Origin of the sequence: Nonomuraea maritima (genome assembly GCF_900100395.1) — a bacterium.
In the GTDB taxonomy this organism is placed as follows: Bacteria; Actinomycetota; Actinomycetes; order Streptosporangiales; family Streptosporangiaceae; genus Nonomuraea; species Nonomuraea maritima.
Genome location: NZ_FNFB01000016.1, coordinates 134,550 through 149,408, shown reverse-complemented (window position 1 = coordinate 149,408; position 14,859 = coordinate 134,550). Strand labels below are relative to the sequence as shown.

Annotated in this window: 15 protein-coding genes; 9 read left to right on the top strand and 6 right to left on the bottom strand. The window is 71.6% G+C overall.

The features are described 5' to 3' along the window. Nucleotides 1–15: 15 nt before the first annotated feature. Both BLR04_RS24205 and BLR04_RS24200 read right to left on the bottom strand, forming a co-directional pair. On the bottom strand, nucleotides 16–429 hold the full coding sequence (locus BLR04_RS24205) for an ATP-binding protein (protein WP_090769332.1): 414 nt from the start codon (nucleotides 427–429) through the stop codon (nucleotides 16–18). Nucleotides 430–445: 16 nt separating this feature from the next. Then, nucleotides 446–1,216 carry a SigB/SigF/SigG family RNA polymerase sigma factor gene (locus BLR04_RS24200; protein WP_090769329.1) on the bottom strand — a complete coding sequence of 257 codons (771 nt, stop codon included), beginning with the start codon at nucleotides 1,214–1,216 and terminating at the stop codon, nucleotides 446–448. A 176-nt stretch (nucleotides 1,217–1,392) separates the two neighbouring features. Here BLR04_RS24200 and BLR04_RS24195 point away from each other — a divergent pair, with 176 nt between their 5' ends. Next, on the top strand, nucleotides 1,393–1,749 hold the full coding sequence (locus tag BLR04_RS24195) for an STAS domain-containing protein (protein WP_090769328.1): 357 nt from the start codon (nucleotides 1,393–1,395) through the stop codon (nucleotides 1,747–1,749). A 22-nt stretch (nucleotides 1,750–1,771) separates the two neighbouring features. Here BLR04_RS24195 and BLR04_RS24190 read toward each other — a convergent pair whose 3' ends face one another. Next, nucleotides 1,772–2,497, bottom strand: a complete 726-nt coding sequence (locus BLR04_RS24190; protein ID WP_090769327.1) for a GAF and ANTAR domain-containing protein — start codon at nucleotides 2,495–2,497, stop codon at nucleotides 1,772–1,774. 58 nt (nucleotides 2,498–2,555) lie between these two features. On the opposite strand from BLR04_RS24190, the gene BLR04_RS24185 reads away from it, so the two are divergent. Together BLR04_RS24185 and BLR04_RS24180 are read left to right on the top strand one after the other, a co-directional pair. Beyond that, nucleotides 2,556–4,400, top strand: coding sequence for a SpoIIE family protein phosphatase (locus tag BLR04_RS24185; RefSeq protein ID WP_245740450.1), 1,845 nt, complete (start codon nucleotides 2,556–2,558; stop codon nucleotides 4,398–4,400). Nucleotides 4,401–4,509: 109 nt separating this feature from the next. Further along, complete coding sequence (locus tag BLR04_RS24180) at nucleotides 4,510–5,613, top strand: glycosyltransferase (RefSeq protein WP_090769325.1); 1,104 nt, start codon at nucleotides 4,510–4,512, stop codon at nucleotides 5,611–5,613. A gap of 39 nt (nucleotides 5,614–5,652) precedes the next feature. Here the strand turns inward: BLR04_RS24180 and BLR04_RS42430 are convergent, their stop codons facing one another. Further along, on the bottom strand, nucleotides 5,653–6,732 hold the full coding sequence (locus tag BLR04_RS42430; protein WP_090769321.1) for a PucR family transcriptional regulator: 1,080 nt from the start codon (nucleotides 6,730–6,732) through the stop codon (nucleotides 5,653–5,655). Between the two features lie 75 nt (nucleotides 6,733–6,807). On the opposite strand from BLR04_RS42430, the gene BLR04_RS24170 reads away from it, so the two are divergent. From BLR04_RS24170 to BLR04_RS24155, 4 genes are all read left to right on the top strand, one after another. Continuing rightward, nucleotides 6,808–7,725, top strand: a complete 918-nt coding sequence (locus BLR04_RS24170; protein ID WP_090769317.1) for a proline dehydrogenase family protein — start codon at nucleotides 6,808–6,810, stop codon at nucleotides 7,723–7,725. Then, entirely contained in the window at nucleotides 7,726–9,351 is a 1,626-nt protein-coding gene (gene pruA, locus BLR04_RS24165) for an L-glutamate gamma-semialdehyde dehydrogenase (RefSeq protein ID WP_090769316.1), read from the top strand. It abuts the gene before it with no gap. A gap of 299 nt (nucleotides 9,352–9,650) precedes the next feature. Further along, entirely contained in the window at nucleotides 9,651–10,610 is a 960-nt protein-coding gene (locus BLR04_RS24160) for a GlxA family transcriptional regulator (RefSeq protein ID WP_090769315.1), read from the top strand. Nucleotides 10,611–10,614: 4 nt separating this feature from the next. Next, a complete protein-coding gene (locus BLR04_RS24155) occupies nucleotides 10,615–11,238 on the top strand; it encodes a DJ-1/PfpI family protein (protein WP_090769314.1) in 624 nt (207 codons plus the stop codon). On the opposite strand, the gene BLR04_RS24150 is transcribed toward BLR04_RS24155, so the two are convergent. Further along, nucleotides 11,239–11,841, bottom strand: coding sequence for an ArsR/SmtB family transcription factor (locus BLR04_RS24150; RefSeq protein ID WP_143022170.1), 603 nt, complete (start codon nucleotides 11,839–11,841; stop codon nucleotides 11,239–11,241). It lies immediately after the preceding gene. 67 nt (nucleotides 11,842–11,908) lie between these two features. Here BLR04_RS24150 and BLR04_RS24145 point away from each other — a divergent pair, with 67 nt between their 5' ends. Next, complete coding sequence (locus BLR04_RS24145) at nucleotides 11,909–13,159, top strand: MFS transporter (RefSeq protein WP_090769312.1); 1,251 nt, start codon at nucleotides 11,909–11,911, stop codon at nucleotides 13,157–13,159. A gap of 56 nt (nucleotides 13,160–13,215) precedes the next feature. Next, on the top strand, nucleotides 13,216–14,022 hold the full coding sequence (locus tag BLR04_RS24140) for a serine/threonine-protein kinase (RefSeq protein ID WP_090769311.1): 807 nt from the start codon (nucleotides 13,216–13,218) through the stop codon (nucleotides 14,020–14,022). A 28-nt stretch (nucleotides 14,023–14,050) separates the two neighbouring features. Here BLR04_RS24140 and BLR04_RS24135 read toward each other — a convergent pair whose 3' ends face one another. Further along, on the bottom strand, nucleotides 14,051–14,797 hold the full coding sequence (locus tag BLR04_RS24135; protein WP_090769309.1) for a lysophospholipid acyltransferase family protein: 747 nt from the start codon (nucleotides 14,795–14,797) through the stop codon (nucleotides 14,051–14,053). Nucleotides 14,798–14,859 lie beyond the last annotated feature (62 nt).

The window sequence follows — 14,859 nt, the reverse complement described above, 5'->3', positions numbered from 1 at the left end:
TCGCCTTTTGCGCACTCAGGTCTTGCCGGGAAAGCGCATGGTGACCGTGCTGCCCGTGTCGCCGACGCGCAGCGCGAGGTCGGACGACAGCAGACGGGCCACCCACAGCCCCATGCCGCCCACGGCTCCCGGCGTCGGCCCGGGTTTCCAGGCTCCCCCGTCGTGGATCTCGACGACGAGGTCGCCGCCGAGCATCCAGGTGCGGATGTACGCGGTGTCGGCGCCGTGGGTGACGGCGTTGGTCGCCACCTCGTTCACGGCGATGATGAAGTCGCCGATGGACTCTTCCGGCATGCCCGCGTCGCGGGCCTGGTCCTCGGCGAACAGCCGCACGCGCGGCAGGTCCTTCAGCTCGAAGTGGAGCTGTTTCACGGGCGCGCCGGGCGGCGGGCTCGCGAAGCCCGCCTGAGGCTCGACGTCCTCGTTCACCCGGCGACCGCCCTCGTCAGCCGACCAGCTCGGCGCGTAGCTGGTCGAGTACTTTGCGGAGGATTCGTGAGACATGCATCTGTGAGATTCCGAACTCGGCTGCGATCTCGGCCTGTGTCATGTTGCCGAAGAACCGCAGCAGGAGGATGTGCTTCTCGCGGGACGGGAGCGCGTCGATGAGCGGCTTGACGGCTTCGCGGTCGACCATGGTGCTCAGGGTGTCGTCGTCCTCAGGGATGACGTCGCCGAGCGAGGCCGCGTCGTCGTCGGTGCCGAGCGGCGCGTCGAGCGACAGGGTGCTGTAGGCGGCGGAGGCGTCGAGGGTGAGCAGGACGTCCTCCTCGCTGATGTTCATCTTGGCGGCCAGCTCGGCCACGGTCGGGGACCTGCCGAGGTCCTGACTGAGGTCGGCGACCAGCCGGTTGAGCTCGGAGCGGCGTTCCTGGTAGAGGCGGGGCACCCGGATGGCCCAGGTGCGGTCGCGGAAGTGCCGTTTGACCTCGCCGGTCATGGTGACGACGGCGTAGCCTCTGAACGCGTGCCCGAGGGTGGGGTCGAAGCCGTTGACGGCTTTCATCAGGCCAACATACGCGGCCTGGAGGAGATCCTCCAACGGTTCGCCACGGTAGCGGTAGCGGCGGGCGATCTCCATGGCGAGCGGACGGTGCATCTCGACGATGCGTTCCCGCAGGCGTTCCTTCACGCTGTCGGGCGTGTGCTCCCCGGCCGTCTCGGCCAGGAGTTCTTCCGCGGTCATGTCCTCGAGGAGGTGTTGCTGCACAGCCATCGCTGCTCCTCATATGGATTCGCAGGCGGCTCCCCGAGGCAGAAAAAGCCCACGCAGAAGCACGCCTCGCTCTACTCTCGAGACCAAAGCCCTCTGCTGGACCTCGGGTCCAGTGTCCCCCCTCCCGCGGGAAGTATTCCTCCGTCGCGCGGTGACAGTAGGGTTGCTCCGTGACAATGCCGGAGAACGGCGAGGGGCCCGTGGCCGCCCTGAGCCTCACGTCGTCGACTGTTGACGCGATCACTGTGATCCGCATCGACGGCGTGCTCGACGCCACGACTCGGGAGCAGTTCGCCGACTACCTGGCGATGGCCGGCTCCGACCTCATCCTTGACCTCGCCGGTGTGACGTTCATGGATTCGCGCGCGCTCGGGCTCATCGTCCACCACTGGCAGACGAGCCTGGCCTCGGGGTCGAAGTTCGCGCTGATCGGGGTCGAGTACACGAAGTCGAAGGTCATGTGGATCACGGGGCTCGCCCAGCGCCTGCCGATCTACGAGACGCTGGACGACGCCGTGGCGGCCCTCAAGTAGGCGGCCCTCAGGTAGGCGGCCCTCAGGTGGCGCGCTTCGCCGACTTCTGCTGGTGCTCCTCCACCAGCAGCCGGGCGAGGTCGGCGACCTTGACCTGGTGGTGCTGGGAGACGCGGCGCAGCTCCTCGAAGGCGGCCTCGGCGGTGCAGCCGCTGGTCTGCATGATGATCCCCTTGGCCTGGTCGATCACCGACCGGCCGGCGAGGGCCTCCTGCAGCTGGGCGGCGCCCGTACGCACCTCCTCGAACTCCCATATGTTCGACATGGCGACGCCGACCTGCTCGGCCAGCGTGTCGGCGAGCGCGTGGGCGCCCTGCGGGGAGAACGCGCCGGGACGTACGGAATACAGGCCGATCAGCAGCATGGCGGGCGCCACCTCGACCGGCACGACGAGCACCGAGCGCACGCCCCAGCGGCTGGCCAGGGCGTCGTAGCGGGGCCAGCGGGTCTCCTTGAGCACGTCGGTCACGGCCGCGCGGCCGCCGCTCTGCCGGGCCTCGATGGAGGGGCCTTCGCCGAGTTCGCGTTCGCCCTCGACGAGCATGATGAGCTGGCTGTGAGATCCGGAGACCAGCACCCGGTGGTCGTGCCAGTGCTCGGCGGAGGCTCCGGAACACCCCGGCACGCCCGCGGTCAGCGCCGTGGTCAGACGGCGGAGCACGCTTTCTGTCGAGGTGTCCTCGCCGAGCCGGCCGATGGCGGCCAGGTCACGCGCCAGACCGGGGGTGATCATAGCGATGGATTCCATAGCAAGAAGCTTCTACCCCTTATGGCTAGCATTATCCCGCGTGGCGTAGCGTCAGACCATGACGATGCCGGACCTCGAGCACGCCCTGGACGCACTTGCCGGGCGCGTGTCGTCTTTGCGCGAGGCGCGGATCGCCTACCCGGGTGACCTGGCACCCATTCTGGACGCCACGCTGGCGGAGCTCGACACGGCCGCCGAGCTGCTGGCCGAGGCGCGTGAGGCGCTGCGCAAGGCGCCCAAAAGGGCCAACGGCAAGAAGGACGGCGCGCAGCGCGAGCTGAAACTGCTGCGCCAGGTGTTCCGCGCCTTCCCCGTGCCCGTCATCGTGCTCGACGGCGGCGGAGTCGTCCGGCGCATCAACCCCGAGACCTCCCGCGTGCTGGGCAGCCCGGACGGCTACCTCGTGGGCCGGTCGTTCCCGCTCCTGGTGGACGTGTCGCGGCGCGCGGCGTTCCGTTCGCATCTCACGTCGGTGCTGCAGACCGGGCAGCCCGCGGCGTTCGAGACGCGGCTGGCACACCAGGGGCGCACGCACGTGGTGCAGCTCGCGCTGACCCGGCTGACCATGCCCGGCGAGCCGCAGCAGATGGTCGCCGCGGTGGCGCTCCCGACCGAGGTGCAGCTGCCCGAGCCTGGCGCGCGCCGGCCCGAGCAGTCCGACGGCGAGCTGCTGCTGGCCGCGGCCCGGCGGCAGGACCTGCTGGCCAAGATAGGCGCGCTCCTGCTGGACGAGGAAGCCTTGTTGCGTCCGGTCGCGCTGCACCGCGCCACCCGGCTGCTCGCCGCCGAGTGGGCCGACTGGGTGATCGCCGACCTCGTCCGCGACGGGGTGCCGCGCCGTTCTGTCGTGCTGGCGCCCAAGGACCACCCGCTGGGCGACCTCCTCCGGCAGGTGGAGTCCGCCGAGCCGGCGGGCAGCCAGATCGTGACCCAGGTGCTGGAACGCCGTTCCGGTGTGGTGCTGGAGATGGTGGACGACGAGACGCTGCTCGGCTTCTGCGCCGACGGTCCGGTGCTGACCGTGATGGGGGCCGGCTCGCTGGTGAGCGTGCCGATCGGGCGCGGCGACGGCGTGCTGACGCTCGTCCGCGCGCACGACAAGCAGCCGTACGCGCTGGCCGACCTCGCGGTCATGCAGGAGGTGGGCCTGCAGGTCGGGCTCGCGGTACGGGCGCAGACGAGCTTCCAGAGCCGCTCGCGTGCGGCGGACGCGCTGTCAGCGAGCGTCGCGCCGCGCAACCTGCCCGACGTGCCCGGCTACGAGGCCGCGGCGGTCTACCATCCGGGCTCGTCTCCGGGCTCGTCGGTGGGCGCCGAGTTCTACGACGTGTTCCCGCTCGCGGACGGGTGGGGGTTCGCCCTCGGCGGCGCGGCGGGCAAGGGCGAGGAGGCGGCCTCCGTCAGCGCCATGGTGCGCGGCGGGCTGCGGGTGCTCAGCGTCTGGGAGACCGACCCCGACCTGGTGATGCGCAAGGTCAACGAGGCTCTGGTGGCGCAGGGCAGCGGGATGTTCGTGATGGCGGTGGCCGGGTTCGTCCAGGGCCGCCGCATCCTGCTGTCGTCGGCCGGGCACCACCCGGCCGCGCTGCTGCAGCCCGACGGCCGGGTGCGCTTCGCCGCGGGCGGCGGCGTGCCGCTCGGCATCTCCGCCGAGGCGGAGACCTGCGCGGAGACGCTGACGGTCGCGCCGGGCGAGACGCTGATGCTCTACTCGGAAGGGCTCGTCTCCTCCAGGAACGAGCGCGGCGAGACGTACGGCGAGGAGCGGCTGGCTGACGTGCTGAGCCGATGCGCGGGCCAGTCCCCGTCGACCGTGGTCAAGGCGGTGGAGGCCGACCGGCACGCGTTCTCGGGCGGCCAGGTTTGGGATGAGATTGTGGTGTTCGCCCTCAGAGGTATCTGACTGCGGGGTTTGCTAATCAGCGGAACCTGGGTATGGTCAAAGGCGAAGTACGTCGTGCCTAAGACGCAGGCACACCCTTTCAGGCTTTCCACGCTGCAAGAGGTGTGCCATGAATATCGCGATCGTCGCTTCCACCAACGGCAAGCAGCGCCAGCGCATCCTGTCGGTCGCGCGTGAGCTGGGCCGTGAGCACCACGTCACCATCTACTCCCGCCGTGACAACGCCGAGGACAAGCCCAGGACGCGGGTGGCCCCGGGGGTCACGCTCGAGCACATCGACGTGGGTCCGGCCAAGGAGCTGACGCCCGACGACGTGGCGCCGTACCTCAACGATGTCGGCGATCATCTGATGCGGCGGTGGAACCAGAACCGGCCGGACGTGATCCACGCGCACTCGTGGACCGGCGGCCTGGCCGCCGTGGCGGGCGCGCGCGACCTGGGGGTGCCGGTCACCCAGACGTTCCACACCGTTGACAGCACGCACCTGGAGGTCGAGCGGGCGCTCGGCCGCCGGGCCAACGCCGTGATCGCGGGCTCGGGCGACGAGGTGTCCGCCCTCATCCGCCTGGGGGTGCCGCGCAACAACATCGCGGTGGTGCCGTACGGCGTCGACACCGAGCGCTTCCAGCGGCGCGGCGCGGTGGCCTCGCGCGGCAGCCGCAAGCGGCTGGTGCACGTCGGGCCGCTGTCGATCGAGCGCGGGGCCCACACGATCGTGCGGGCGCTGCAGGGACTCGGCGACGTCGAGCTGGTCATCGCGGGCGGCCCCGAGCCGGAGGACCTCGAGCAGGACCGCGACGTGCGGCGCCTGCGCGCGCTGGCCGAGCAGCTGGGGGTGGCCGACCGGGTGACGCTGCTGGGCCAGGTGAAGCGTACGGCGGTGCCGAAGCTGATGCGCAGCGCGGACGCCGTGGTCTCGCTGCCGCGCGAGGCCGTGACGGGGATCGTCGCCCTCGAGGCCATGGCGTGCGGCGTGCCGGTGATCGCCTCGGCCGTGGGCGCGCACCTCGACTCCATCATCGACGGCGTCACCGGTCTGCTGGTGCCGCCGGACCGGCCGGCCCGCACGGCGCGGCTGGCCCGCGAGCTGCTGTACGACCCGACGCTGCGCACCGCACTCGGGTACGCCGGCGCCGACCGGGCGCGCTCGCGCTACTCCTGGGAGCGGGTCAGCCAGGAACTCATCCGCGTGTACGAGGCGGCCTGCGCCTGACGACAGCTCTTCAGAACGGGCCCGGTGGCGCGGGCCCGTTCACCGTGCGTCGCGCGTGACCAGCCTGGCGGCCTTGAGGCCGAGGTGCAGCGTCAGCCGGTCGTCGCCGTCCGCGAGGTCGCGGTGGGTCAGGCGCTCGGCCTTCCCCAGCCGGTAGTAGAGCGTCTGGCGGTGGATGCCCAGCTCGGTGGCCGCCTTCTGGGCGTGGCCGCCCTGGTCGAGGTAGACCTCCAGGGTCTGCGCCAGCTCGGTGTCGAGCGCCGCGGTCTCGGCGGCCAGCTCACGCAGGTCGCCCTGACCCAGCCGGGCCAGCAGGCGGTGCACGCCGAGGTCCTGCCAGTGCGCGACGGGCGCGTGCTGGGGGAAGTGCTCGGCGATGCGCAGGGCCTGCCGGGCCTCCCGCCAGCTCAGCCAGGCGTCCGCCGGGTCGCTCCTCGGCCCGCCGACGCCGGCCGCGGTGCCGTACGCGCTCTGCATGGCCTGTGCCACCTCGTCCGCGAGGTGGGCGGGGCTGAGCAGGGCGACCGGGGAGCCGGGGCGGGCGAGGACGCCGCGCGGGAGCGCCCAGAGGGCGGCCAGGCGTTCGGCCGACTCGCGTACGGCGATGGCGGTGACGGGCCCGGACACCTCGACGGCCACCTCGGCGGCGGCGTCCGCGCGCTCCTCTGGGTCGGCCGACAGCAGCGCGCGCAGCTCGCGGCCGAGGTCCTGGCGGCTCCTGGCCTCCTGGGCGAGGGCCGCGGCGGCCCGCGCGACGAGCGGCGCGGCCGCGCGCAGCCGCTCGTCGGTCAACTCTCCCGAGTCGAGCAGCCAGACATAGCCGTACGTGACGTCGGCGTGCCGCAGGGGCCAGCAGACCCGGGCGAGGACCTTGAGCTCGTCGTCGGCGGGGATGCGCACCGGGCCGCTCGCCCGCGCGATGCCGTAGCGCTCGAAGTAGTCGCGCACCTCGCCCGTGGCGCGCCGGCGCAGGATGGACTCCTGGCGGACCGTGTCGATGTCGCCGTGCTGGGCGCCGTAGGCCAGCAGCCGGAACGAACGGTCCTCCAGCGTCGTGGACGCCCCCAGCCGGGCGGCGAGCTCGTCGACGATCTCTTGTAGGTCACCGGAGTTGTGCATTTGTATGACAGCGTCCCACATCGGGCGTTACGCACGTCGATGGCCCCCTCTGACCTGGCTTTTTAGACTTGAAGCATGCTGGGTCAACTGCTCCTTGCCGCTTCTCAGAGCGGTCTCGTACGCCGTACCGTGTCGGGTTTTCCACTCACCAAGAAGGTCGTGGAGCGCTTCGTGGCGGGCGAGAGCACCGAGGAGGCCCGCAACGCCGTCGAACGGCTGCGTGACGCCAAGCTCGCCGTGACCGTCGACCACCTCGGCGAGGAGACGCGCGACGCGCGCGACGCCGAGAAGACCGCGAACGCCTACGTGACGCTGCTGGAGTCGCTGCGCCCGCTGCGGCTCGGCGACCGCGGCGAGGTCTCGGTGAAGCTGTCGGCCGTCGGGCAGCGCATCGACGACGCCATGGCCCTGGAGAACGCCCGCGCCATCTGCGCCGCCGCCGCGTCCGTGGGCGCCTCCGTCACGCTCGACATGGAGGACCACACCACGGTCGACTCCACCCTCGCCATCCTGCGCAAGCTGCGCGAGGACCATCCCTCGACGGGTGTGGCGATCCAGGCGTACCTGTTCCGCAGCGAGGAGGACTGCCGCGACCTGTCCGCCGAGGGCTCCCGCGTCCGGCTGGTCAAGGGCGCCTACCGCGAGCCCGCCTCCGTCGCGCACCAGGGCAAGAGCGCGGTGGACAAGGCGTACGTGCGGTGCCTGCGGATCCTCATGGCAGGGAAGGGCTACCCCATGGTGGCGACGCACGACGACCGCATGATCTCGATCACGGAGCTGCTCGCCGACCGGTTCGGGCGGTCGATCGGCGACCACGAGTTCCAGATGCTCTACGGAATCAGGACCGACCTGCAGGAGTCCCTCGCCGGGGCCGGCCACACGGTCCGTGTCTACGTCCCCTACGGCGACGACTGGTACGGCTACTTCATGCGCCGCCTCGCGGAGCGCCCGGCCAACGTCGCCTTCTTCCTTCGTGCCCTTGGGGGTAAGTAAATGGATGCCATCAGCAACGTCCCCGTGCCCGCGAACGAGCGCGTGTACGGCTACGCTCCCGGCAGCCCCGAGCGGGCCGCGCTGGAGAACCGCATCAAGGAACTGGCCGGGGCCTCGGTCGACCTGACCATGACCATCGGCGGGGAGCAGCGCCTCGGCGGCGGCGCCGCGATCGACGTGGTGCAGCCGCACAACCATGCCTCCGTCCTGGGCCGGACCAACGACGCTTCGGCCCAGGACGTGCAGGACGCCATCGACAGCGCGCTGCGGGCGGCTCCCGCCTGGCGGGCGCTGTCGTTCGACGAGCGGGCGGCCGTCTTCCTCAGGGCGGCCGACCTGCTCGCCGGCCCGTGGCGGGCGACGCTGAACGCGGCGACCATGCTGGGCCAGTCGAAGTCGGTGCAGCAGGCGGAGATCGACGCGGCCTGCGAGCTGATCGACTTCCTGCGCTTCAACGTGTCCTACGCCCGTCAGCTGTACGCCGAGCAGCCGATCTCGTCGGCCGGCGTGTGGAACCGGATGGAGTACCGGCCGCTCGAGGGCTTCGTGCTCGCGATCACGCCGTTCAACTTCACCGCCATCGCCGGAAATCTGCCGACTTCTGCGGCTTTGATGGGGAATGTCGTCGTCTGGAAGCCGTCCCCCACGCAGCAGTTCGCCGCGCACTTCACGATGCGACTGCTGGAGGAGGCGGGGCTCCCGCCGGGCGTCATCAACCTCGTCACCGGCAACGGGCAGGCCGTCTCCGAGGTCGCGCTGACCCACCCCGCTCTGGCCGGCATCCACTTCACCGGCTCGACCGCGACGTTCCAGCACCTGTGGGCCACGGTGGGCGGCAACATCGCCTCCTACCGCACCTACCCGCGCCTGGTCGGCGAGACCGGCGGCAAGGACTTCGTGCTGGCGCACCCGTCCGCCGACCCGGCCGTGCTGACCACGGCCCTGGTCAGGGGCGCGTTCGAGTACCAGGGCCAGAAGTGCTCGGCCGCCTCGCGCGCGTACGTCCCGCGCTCGGTCTGGAACCGCGTGCGTGACGACCTCGTGGCCGTCGCCGAGTCGCTGACCGTGGGCGACGTGACCGCCGACCTGTCGACCTTCATGGGCGCGGTCATCGACCACCGGGCGTTCGCCAAGCACAAGGAGGCGATCGACCGGGCCCGCGCGGCGGCGAACATCGACGTCCTCACCGGCTCCTACGACGACTCCGCCGGCTACTTCGTCAAGCCGACGATCCTCGAGTGCGCCGACCCGACGGACGAGATCTTCGTCAAGGAGTACTTCGGTCCGATCCTCGGCGTGCACGTCTACGAGGACGGCCAGTTCGACGCGGTGCTCGACCAGATGGAGGGCATCGCCCCGTACGCGCTGACCGGGTCGATCATCGCCCAGGACCGCTACGCGGTCGCGTCGGCGTCCGAGCGGCTGCGCTTCGCGGCGGGCAACTTCTACGTCAACGACAAGCCGACCGGCGCGGTCGTCGGCCAGCAGCCGTTCGGCGGCGGGCGCGCGTCCGGCACCAACGACAAGGCCGGCTCGATCTTCAACCTGACGCGGTGGGTGAGCGCCCGCGCGATCAAGGAGACGTTCGTCCCGCCGACCGACCACCGTTACCCGCACATGGGCTGAGATCTCTCGGCCGCTCTGATCACGACGCCCGGGTCATGGATCACATGACCCGGGCGTCGCTCGTCGTGCGGCCACGCCACCGTCGCGGGGGCGTGGCGTGGCCGCACGACACCACCAAGGCCCGACCGGCCCGCCACCACCACCCAAGCCAGAGCGGCCCTCCCACCGCCGCCTGATGCCCCAGGAGCCCGTCCGGCTCTGCCCGCCACCGCTGCCCCGGGCAGTGCGAGGCGGGCGTGGCGTAATGTGCAAGTCCTGTGTCGTTGACGCCATGAACGGCCCGCCACCAGCATGGAGACATGCGACGGGTGCTGATCGTGATCTTCCCCGGCTTCCAACTTCTCGACCTCGCCGGACCGGCCGACGTGTTCGGGACGGTGGCGGTGCTCTCCCCCGAGGACTGCTACCAGGTGGAGGTCGTGGCCGTACGGGCGGGCGAGGTGACCGCGAGCAACGGCGTCACGGTCACCGCCTCGGCGCTCGGTGAGGTCGCGGGCCCGATCGACACGGTCCTGGTGGCGGGCGGGTGGTCGGTGCCGGACCACGTGGAGGACGAGGAGCTCGTCGCGGGCATCACCGCGCTGGCCCGGCGCGCCCGCAGGGTCGCGTCCGTCTGCAACGGCGCGTTCCTGCTCGCCCAGGCCGGTCTGCTGGAGGGACGGCGCGCCACCACGCACTGGGTGGCCGCCGAGGACATGCGACGCCGCTACTCCGGCGTCGAGGTGGACGCCGACCCCCTCTACATCGAGGACGGCGACGTCTGGACCGCCGCCGGCGTCCTGTCGGGCGTCGACCTGGCGCTGGCGCTGGTGGCCAGGGACCACGGTCACGCGCTCGCCGCGATGGTCGCCCGCGGGCTCGTGGTGTACCTGCACCGCGCGGGCGGCCAGAGCCAGTTCAGCACGCCCATGCGCGCCATGACGCCCCGCAGCGAGCCGCTCAGGGAGCTGCAGGCGTACATCGACTCCAACCCCTGCGCCGACCTCAGCGTGCCCACGCTCGCCGCGCGGGCGGGGATGAGCGAACGCCACTTCTCCCGCGTGTTCACCGAGCAGACCGGCGTGTCACCCGGCCGGTACGTCGAGCGCAGCCGGGGCGAGTCGGCCAGGCGGCTGCTGGAGGTGACCGGCCTGCCGATGGACACCGTGGCCAGGCAGGCGGGGCTCGGGTCGCCGGAGACGCTCTACCGCGTCTTCCGGCGGCACTGGCGGATCACCCCGGGCGAGCACCGTCGCCGTTTCCGATCGAAGGAGAGGTAGAACCATGCACGTCGTCATCCCCCTCTATCCCCGCTTCACCGCCCTCGACGCCGTGGGGCCGTACACGGTGCTGGCCTTCGCGCCGGGCTTCACCGTCACGTTCGCCGCCGAGCGGCCCGGGCCGGTGACCGACGACCGGGGCTCGCTCACGCTCACGGCCACGGCGTCGTACGCGGACGTGCCTGCACCGGACGTCGTCGTGGTCCCTGGCGGCCCTGGCACGCTGGACGTCCTGGAGGACGAGGCCCTGCTGGGCTGGATCCGCCAGGCGCACGAGCACACCCGCTGGACCACCTCCGTCTGCAGCGGCTCGCTGCTGCTCGGCGCGGCCGGCCTGCTCGAGGGCGCGCGGGCCACCACCCACTGGGCCCTGCTCGACTTCCTCGGGAACGTCGGGGCAGAACCGGTCGCCGAGCGCGTGGTCGAGCACGGCAGGATCGTGACGGCCGCCGGGGTGTCGGCGGGCATCGACATGGCGCTGACGCTGCTGGCGCGGGCGTCCGACGCGACGACCGCGCAGAGCGTGCAGCTCGCCATCGAGTACGACCCGCAGCCGCCGTTCACGTGCGGTTCGCCGCGGACCGCACCCGAGGGCCTGGTCGAGCGCGCCCTCGCGATCATCACCTGATCAGTCACCGGGCTCCTCCGGGAGCGCGCCGAGCGGCAGGACGTCGAAGTGCACGACGACGCGGCCCGTGCCCTCCTCCGGCGATGAGTCCGCCCGGCCGTCGGAGAGCGCACGGTAGCGTTCCAGCACCTCGAACACCTCGTCGCGCATGCGCGCGGTCTCCTCCGCGCTGAGGCGCAGCGACCGCCGCCCGAAGGCGCCGGCCGCGCCCCACTCGGCCGGCGCCTCGTGTGCCGCCTTCCGCCAGCGGGCCAGCTCGGCGCCTCGCTGGCGGACGAGGTCGTCCAGCAGGACGTCCATCGCGCCGGCCGTCTCGAGGTCGTCCGGCGGGTCGCCGTAGCTGAAGCCGCCGGGACGGATGCGCCAGTACTTCTCCTTGCCCCGCCCCATGCCGGGCACGACCTCGATCATGCCGTGCCGGGACAGCTCCCGCAGGTGATAGCTCGTCGCGCCGGTGTTCTGGCCGAGCAGGCCGGCGAGCCGGGTGGACGTCGAGGGACCGTGCTCGTCGAGCAGTTCGTAGATCCGCAGGCGCAGCGGGTGGGCGAACGACTTGAGGGCGTTCGCGTCGAGCGTCCGGGCGGAGTGGCTCTTGTGCGGCATGCTGTGCAAGCCTATCTTTGCAAAGGAATCTATGCACACTTTCCCTTACACAATAGCGGAGTGAGCCATGGCCGGCCTGGGACGATCGTTCGGTTACCTGTGGGGGTCCACGGGGTTGTCCAACCTGGCGGACGGGTTCGTGAAGGTCGGCGCTCCCCTGCTCGCCGTGTCGCTGACCCGCTCCCCCACCCTCGTGTCCCTGGTCGCCGCCGCCGGCACGCTGCCCTGGCTGGCCCTCGCCCTGCACGCGGGCGCGCTGGCCGACCGCGCCGACCGCCGCCGCGTCATGGTGGCGGCCAACGTCGCCCGCGCCGGGGTCCTGGCCGTCGCCGCGCTGCTCGCCGTCTCCGGCCTGATGAACCTCTGGGTGCTGGTGGCCGCCGTGCTGCTCGCCGGGGCCTGCGAGGTCTTCGCCGACCTGACGGCGCAGTCCGTCCTGCCCATGACCGTCGCCGCCACGGACCTGACGCGGGCGAACAGCCGCGTGTCCGCCGCCCAGCTGATCGGCAACGACTTCCTCGGCGCTCCCGTGACGGGCCTGCTCGTCGCGATCCTGCCCGCCGCCGTCCTCGGCGCCCCCGCCCTCCTCTACGGCGCCGCCGCCCTGCTGCTGCTCGGCATGCGCGGCGCGTACCGCCCGGCCGCCCCGGCGGACGGACGGCGACCGCCGCGCCAGGAGATCGCCGAGGCGCTGCGCTATCTGTGGGGCCACCGCGTGCTGCGCGGCCTGGCGATCACGGCCGGCCTGCTCAACCTGGCCAACGCCGCGTACTTCGCCGTCTTCGTGCTGTGGGCCGTCGGCGACGGGTCGCGGGTGGGGCTGACGCCGGGCCAGTACGGCCTGATGATGACGGCCTTCGCGGCCGGCGCGGTGCTCGGGTCGTTGCTGTCGGAGCGGGCCGCCGCGCTGTTCGGCGAGACGCGGACCCTGCTCGGCTCGTGGCTGACCGTCAGCCTGCTGCTCCTCGTGCCGGTGGCCGTGCCGTCGCCCGTGGCGCTCTACCCGACCGCCGTCCTCTGGGGCCTGCTCGGGGCCGGGGCGAACGTCCTGGTGATCTCCACCAGGCAGCGGCTCATCCCGGCCGCGCTGCTCGGCCGGGTCAACTCGGCGTACCGGTTGCTGGGGATGGGCGGGATGCCGGTCGGCGCGCTGCTCGGCGGCGTCGTGGCCGAGGCGGCCGGGATCGCGACCGTCCTGGTGGGGGCCACGGCGCTGTGCCTGGCGGCGATCCCCGTGGCGTGGCGCGCTCTGTTTGATCAAATTTCCGGCCGTTTGACCAGCGAGCCCGCATTTTCCGACATATCCAGAACACGTTAGGCAGGCACAAGTACGCGGTGAAGTGTCATGATTATCCCCGAGAATGAGGGGATGGTATGCGGAAGATCGGCGGACGGTACCTCCTGAACGAGGAGGCCGGTCGTGGGGGTATGGGAGTCGTCTGGCGCGCCTTCGATCAGCTCCTCCACCGTACGGTGGCACTGAAGGAGCTGACCTTGGCCGGTGAGGCCGAGATGGTGCGCCGCCGGGTGCTGCGCGAGGCGCGGATGGCCGCGGGGCTGACGCATCCCAACATCATCACGGTCCACGACCTGATCGAGGAGGGCGGCAAGCTCTGGATCGTGATGGAGTACCTCGACGGGCTCTCGTTGCACCAGTTGCTCTCCCAGGTGGGCACACTGCCCGCCCAGTCGGTGGCGGCCATCGGTCAGCACCTGCTCGCGGCACTGCGCACCGCCCACCAGGCCGGTGTCCTGCACAGGGACGTCAAGCCCGCCAACGTCATGCTGACCGGCGACCGGGTGGTGCTCACCGACTTCGGCATCGCGACGGCCGAGGGCGACATCCGGATGACCACCTCGCGACGGCTGCGCGGCACCCCGGCGTTCATGGCGCCCGAGCGCCTGCACGGCGGGCCGGCCTCCAAGGAGGCCGACATGTGGTCGTTCGGCGCGACGCTCTACAGCGCCATCGAGGGCCAGCCGCCCTATCCGGGACAGGACGCCGCGACGGTGCTCACCATGGCGCGCAGCGGCCCGTACCCGCCGCCGCGGCGGGCCGGGATCCTACGGCCGCTGATCGAGGGGCTGCTCTACCACGACCCGGTGCGCAGGTTCACGCCGGAGCACACGGCGACGCTGCTCGCGGGGATGCGCGCCGGCGCGTACCAGGCGGCCATCTGATCTGCTGCCGGCCAGGGCCGGCAGCGGATCACTCAGCGTCTTTCTTCGCCCTGGCCTCGGCCTCGTCCATCGCCGCGGCCTCCTCGGGCGTGGGCGCCGTGCCGCCGAGGTGGGCGGGCTGCCACCAGACGCCGGACGGCTGCTCGGGGTAGGTGCGCTGGGCGCGATCGACCAGTTCGGAGATGCGGGTGTGCAGGTCGGTCGTGTGGTCGTTGACGTTCTCGCCGCGCTTGGGGTACATCGGCTCGCCCACCAGGATGGTGACCGGCACGTGGCGCTGCAGCAGCTTGCGCGGCCGTCCCTTGGTCCACAGCCGCTGGCTGCCCCAGAGCCCGACCGGGATGATCGGGGTGCCCGTGGCCTGGGCCATGCGGATGGCGCCGCTCTTGATCTCTTTCACGGTGAACGAGCGGCTGATCGTGGCCTCGGCGAACACGCCCACCACCTCGCCCGCCTTCAGCATGCGCAGCGCCGTGGCGTACGAGCCGGCGCCCGCGCCCCGGTCGACGGGGATGTGGTGCATGCCGCGCATCAGCGGCCCGGAGACCGAGTGCTTGAACACATCTTCCTTGGCCATGAACCGCACCAGCCGCCTGGCAGGCAGCGCGGCGAACCCGGCGAAGATGAAGTCGAGGTAGCTGATGTGGTTGCTCACCAGCACCGCCCCTCCTGACCGCGGCACGTGATCGGCGCCTTCCACATGGAGGCGCACGTCGAGCGCGCGAAACAGGGTCCGCACGGCGGCGATCACCGGCGGGTACACGATCTCAGCCATGTCCAGAAGGTAGCCTATTCGCACACCTCGCACAGTCCCCTCCCTCGTCGCGCGCGCCCGCG

Coding starts and splice junctions, on each gene's coding strand:
- BLR04_RS24200 (WP_090769329.1), bottom strand. CDS start 1,216: ATGGCTGTGCAGCAACACCTCCTCGAGGACATGACCGCGGAAGAACTC.
- BLR04_RS24195 (WP_090769328.1), top strand. CDS start 1,393: ATGCCGGAGAACGGCGAGGGGCCCGTGGCCGCCCTGAGCCTCACGTCG.
- BLR04_RS24190 (WP_090769327.1), bottom strand. CDS start 2,497: ATGGAATCCATCGCTATGATCACCCCCGGTCTGGCGCGTGACCTGGCC.
- BLR04_RS24185 (WP_245740450.1), top strand. CDS start 2,556: ATGACGATGCCGGACCTCGAGCACGCCCTGGACGCACTTGCCGGGCGC.
- BLR04_RS24180 (WP_090769325.1), top strand. CDS start 4,510: ATGAATATCGCGATCGTCGCTTCCACCAACGGCAAGCAGCGCCAGCGC.
- BLR04_RS42430 (WP_090769321.1), bottom strand. CDS start 6,732: ATGCACAACTCCGGTGACCTACAAGAGATCGTCGACGAGCTCGCCGCC.
- BLR04_RS24170 (WP_090769317.1), top strand. CDS start 6,808: ATGCTGGGTCAACTGCTCCTTGCCGCTTCTCAGAGCGGTCTCGTACGC.
- pruA (WP_090769316.1), top strand. CDS start 7,726: ATGGATGCCATCAGCAACGTCCCCGTGCCCGCGAACGAGCGCGTGTAC.
- BLR04_RS24160 (WP_090769315.1), top strand. CDS start 9,651: ATGCGACGGGTGCTGATCGTGATCTTCCCCGGCTTCCAACTTCTCGAC.
- BLR04_RS24155 (WP_090769314.1), top strand. CDS start 10,615: ATGCACGTCGTCATCCCCCTCTATCCCCGCTTCACCGCCCTCGACGCC.
- BLR04_RS24150 (WP_143022170.1), bottom strand. CDS start 11,841: ATGCCGCACAAGAGCCACTCCGCCCGGACGCTCGACGCGAACGCCCTC.
- BLR04_RS24145 (WP_090769312.1), top strand. CDS start 11,909: ATGGCCGGCCTGGGACGATCGTTCGGTTACCTGTGGGGGTCCACGGGG.
- BLR04_RS24140 (WP_090769311.1), top strand. CDS start 13,216: ATGCGGAAGATCGGCGGACGGTACCTCCTGAACGAGGAGGCCGGTCGT.
- BLR04_RS24135 (WP_090769309.1), bottom strand. CDS start 14,797: ATGGCTGAGATCGTGTACCCGCCGGTGATCGCCGCCGTGCGGACCCTG.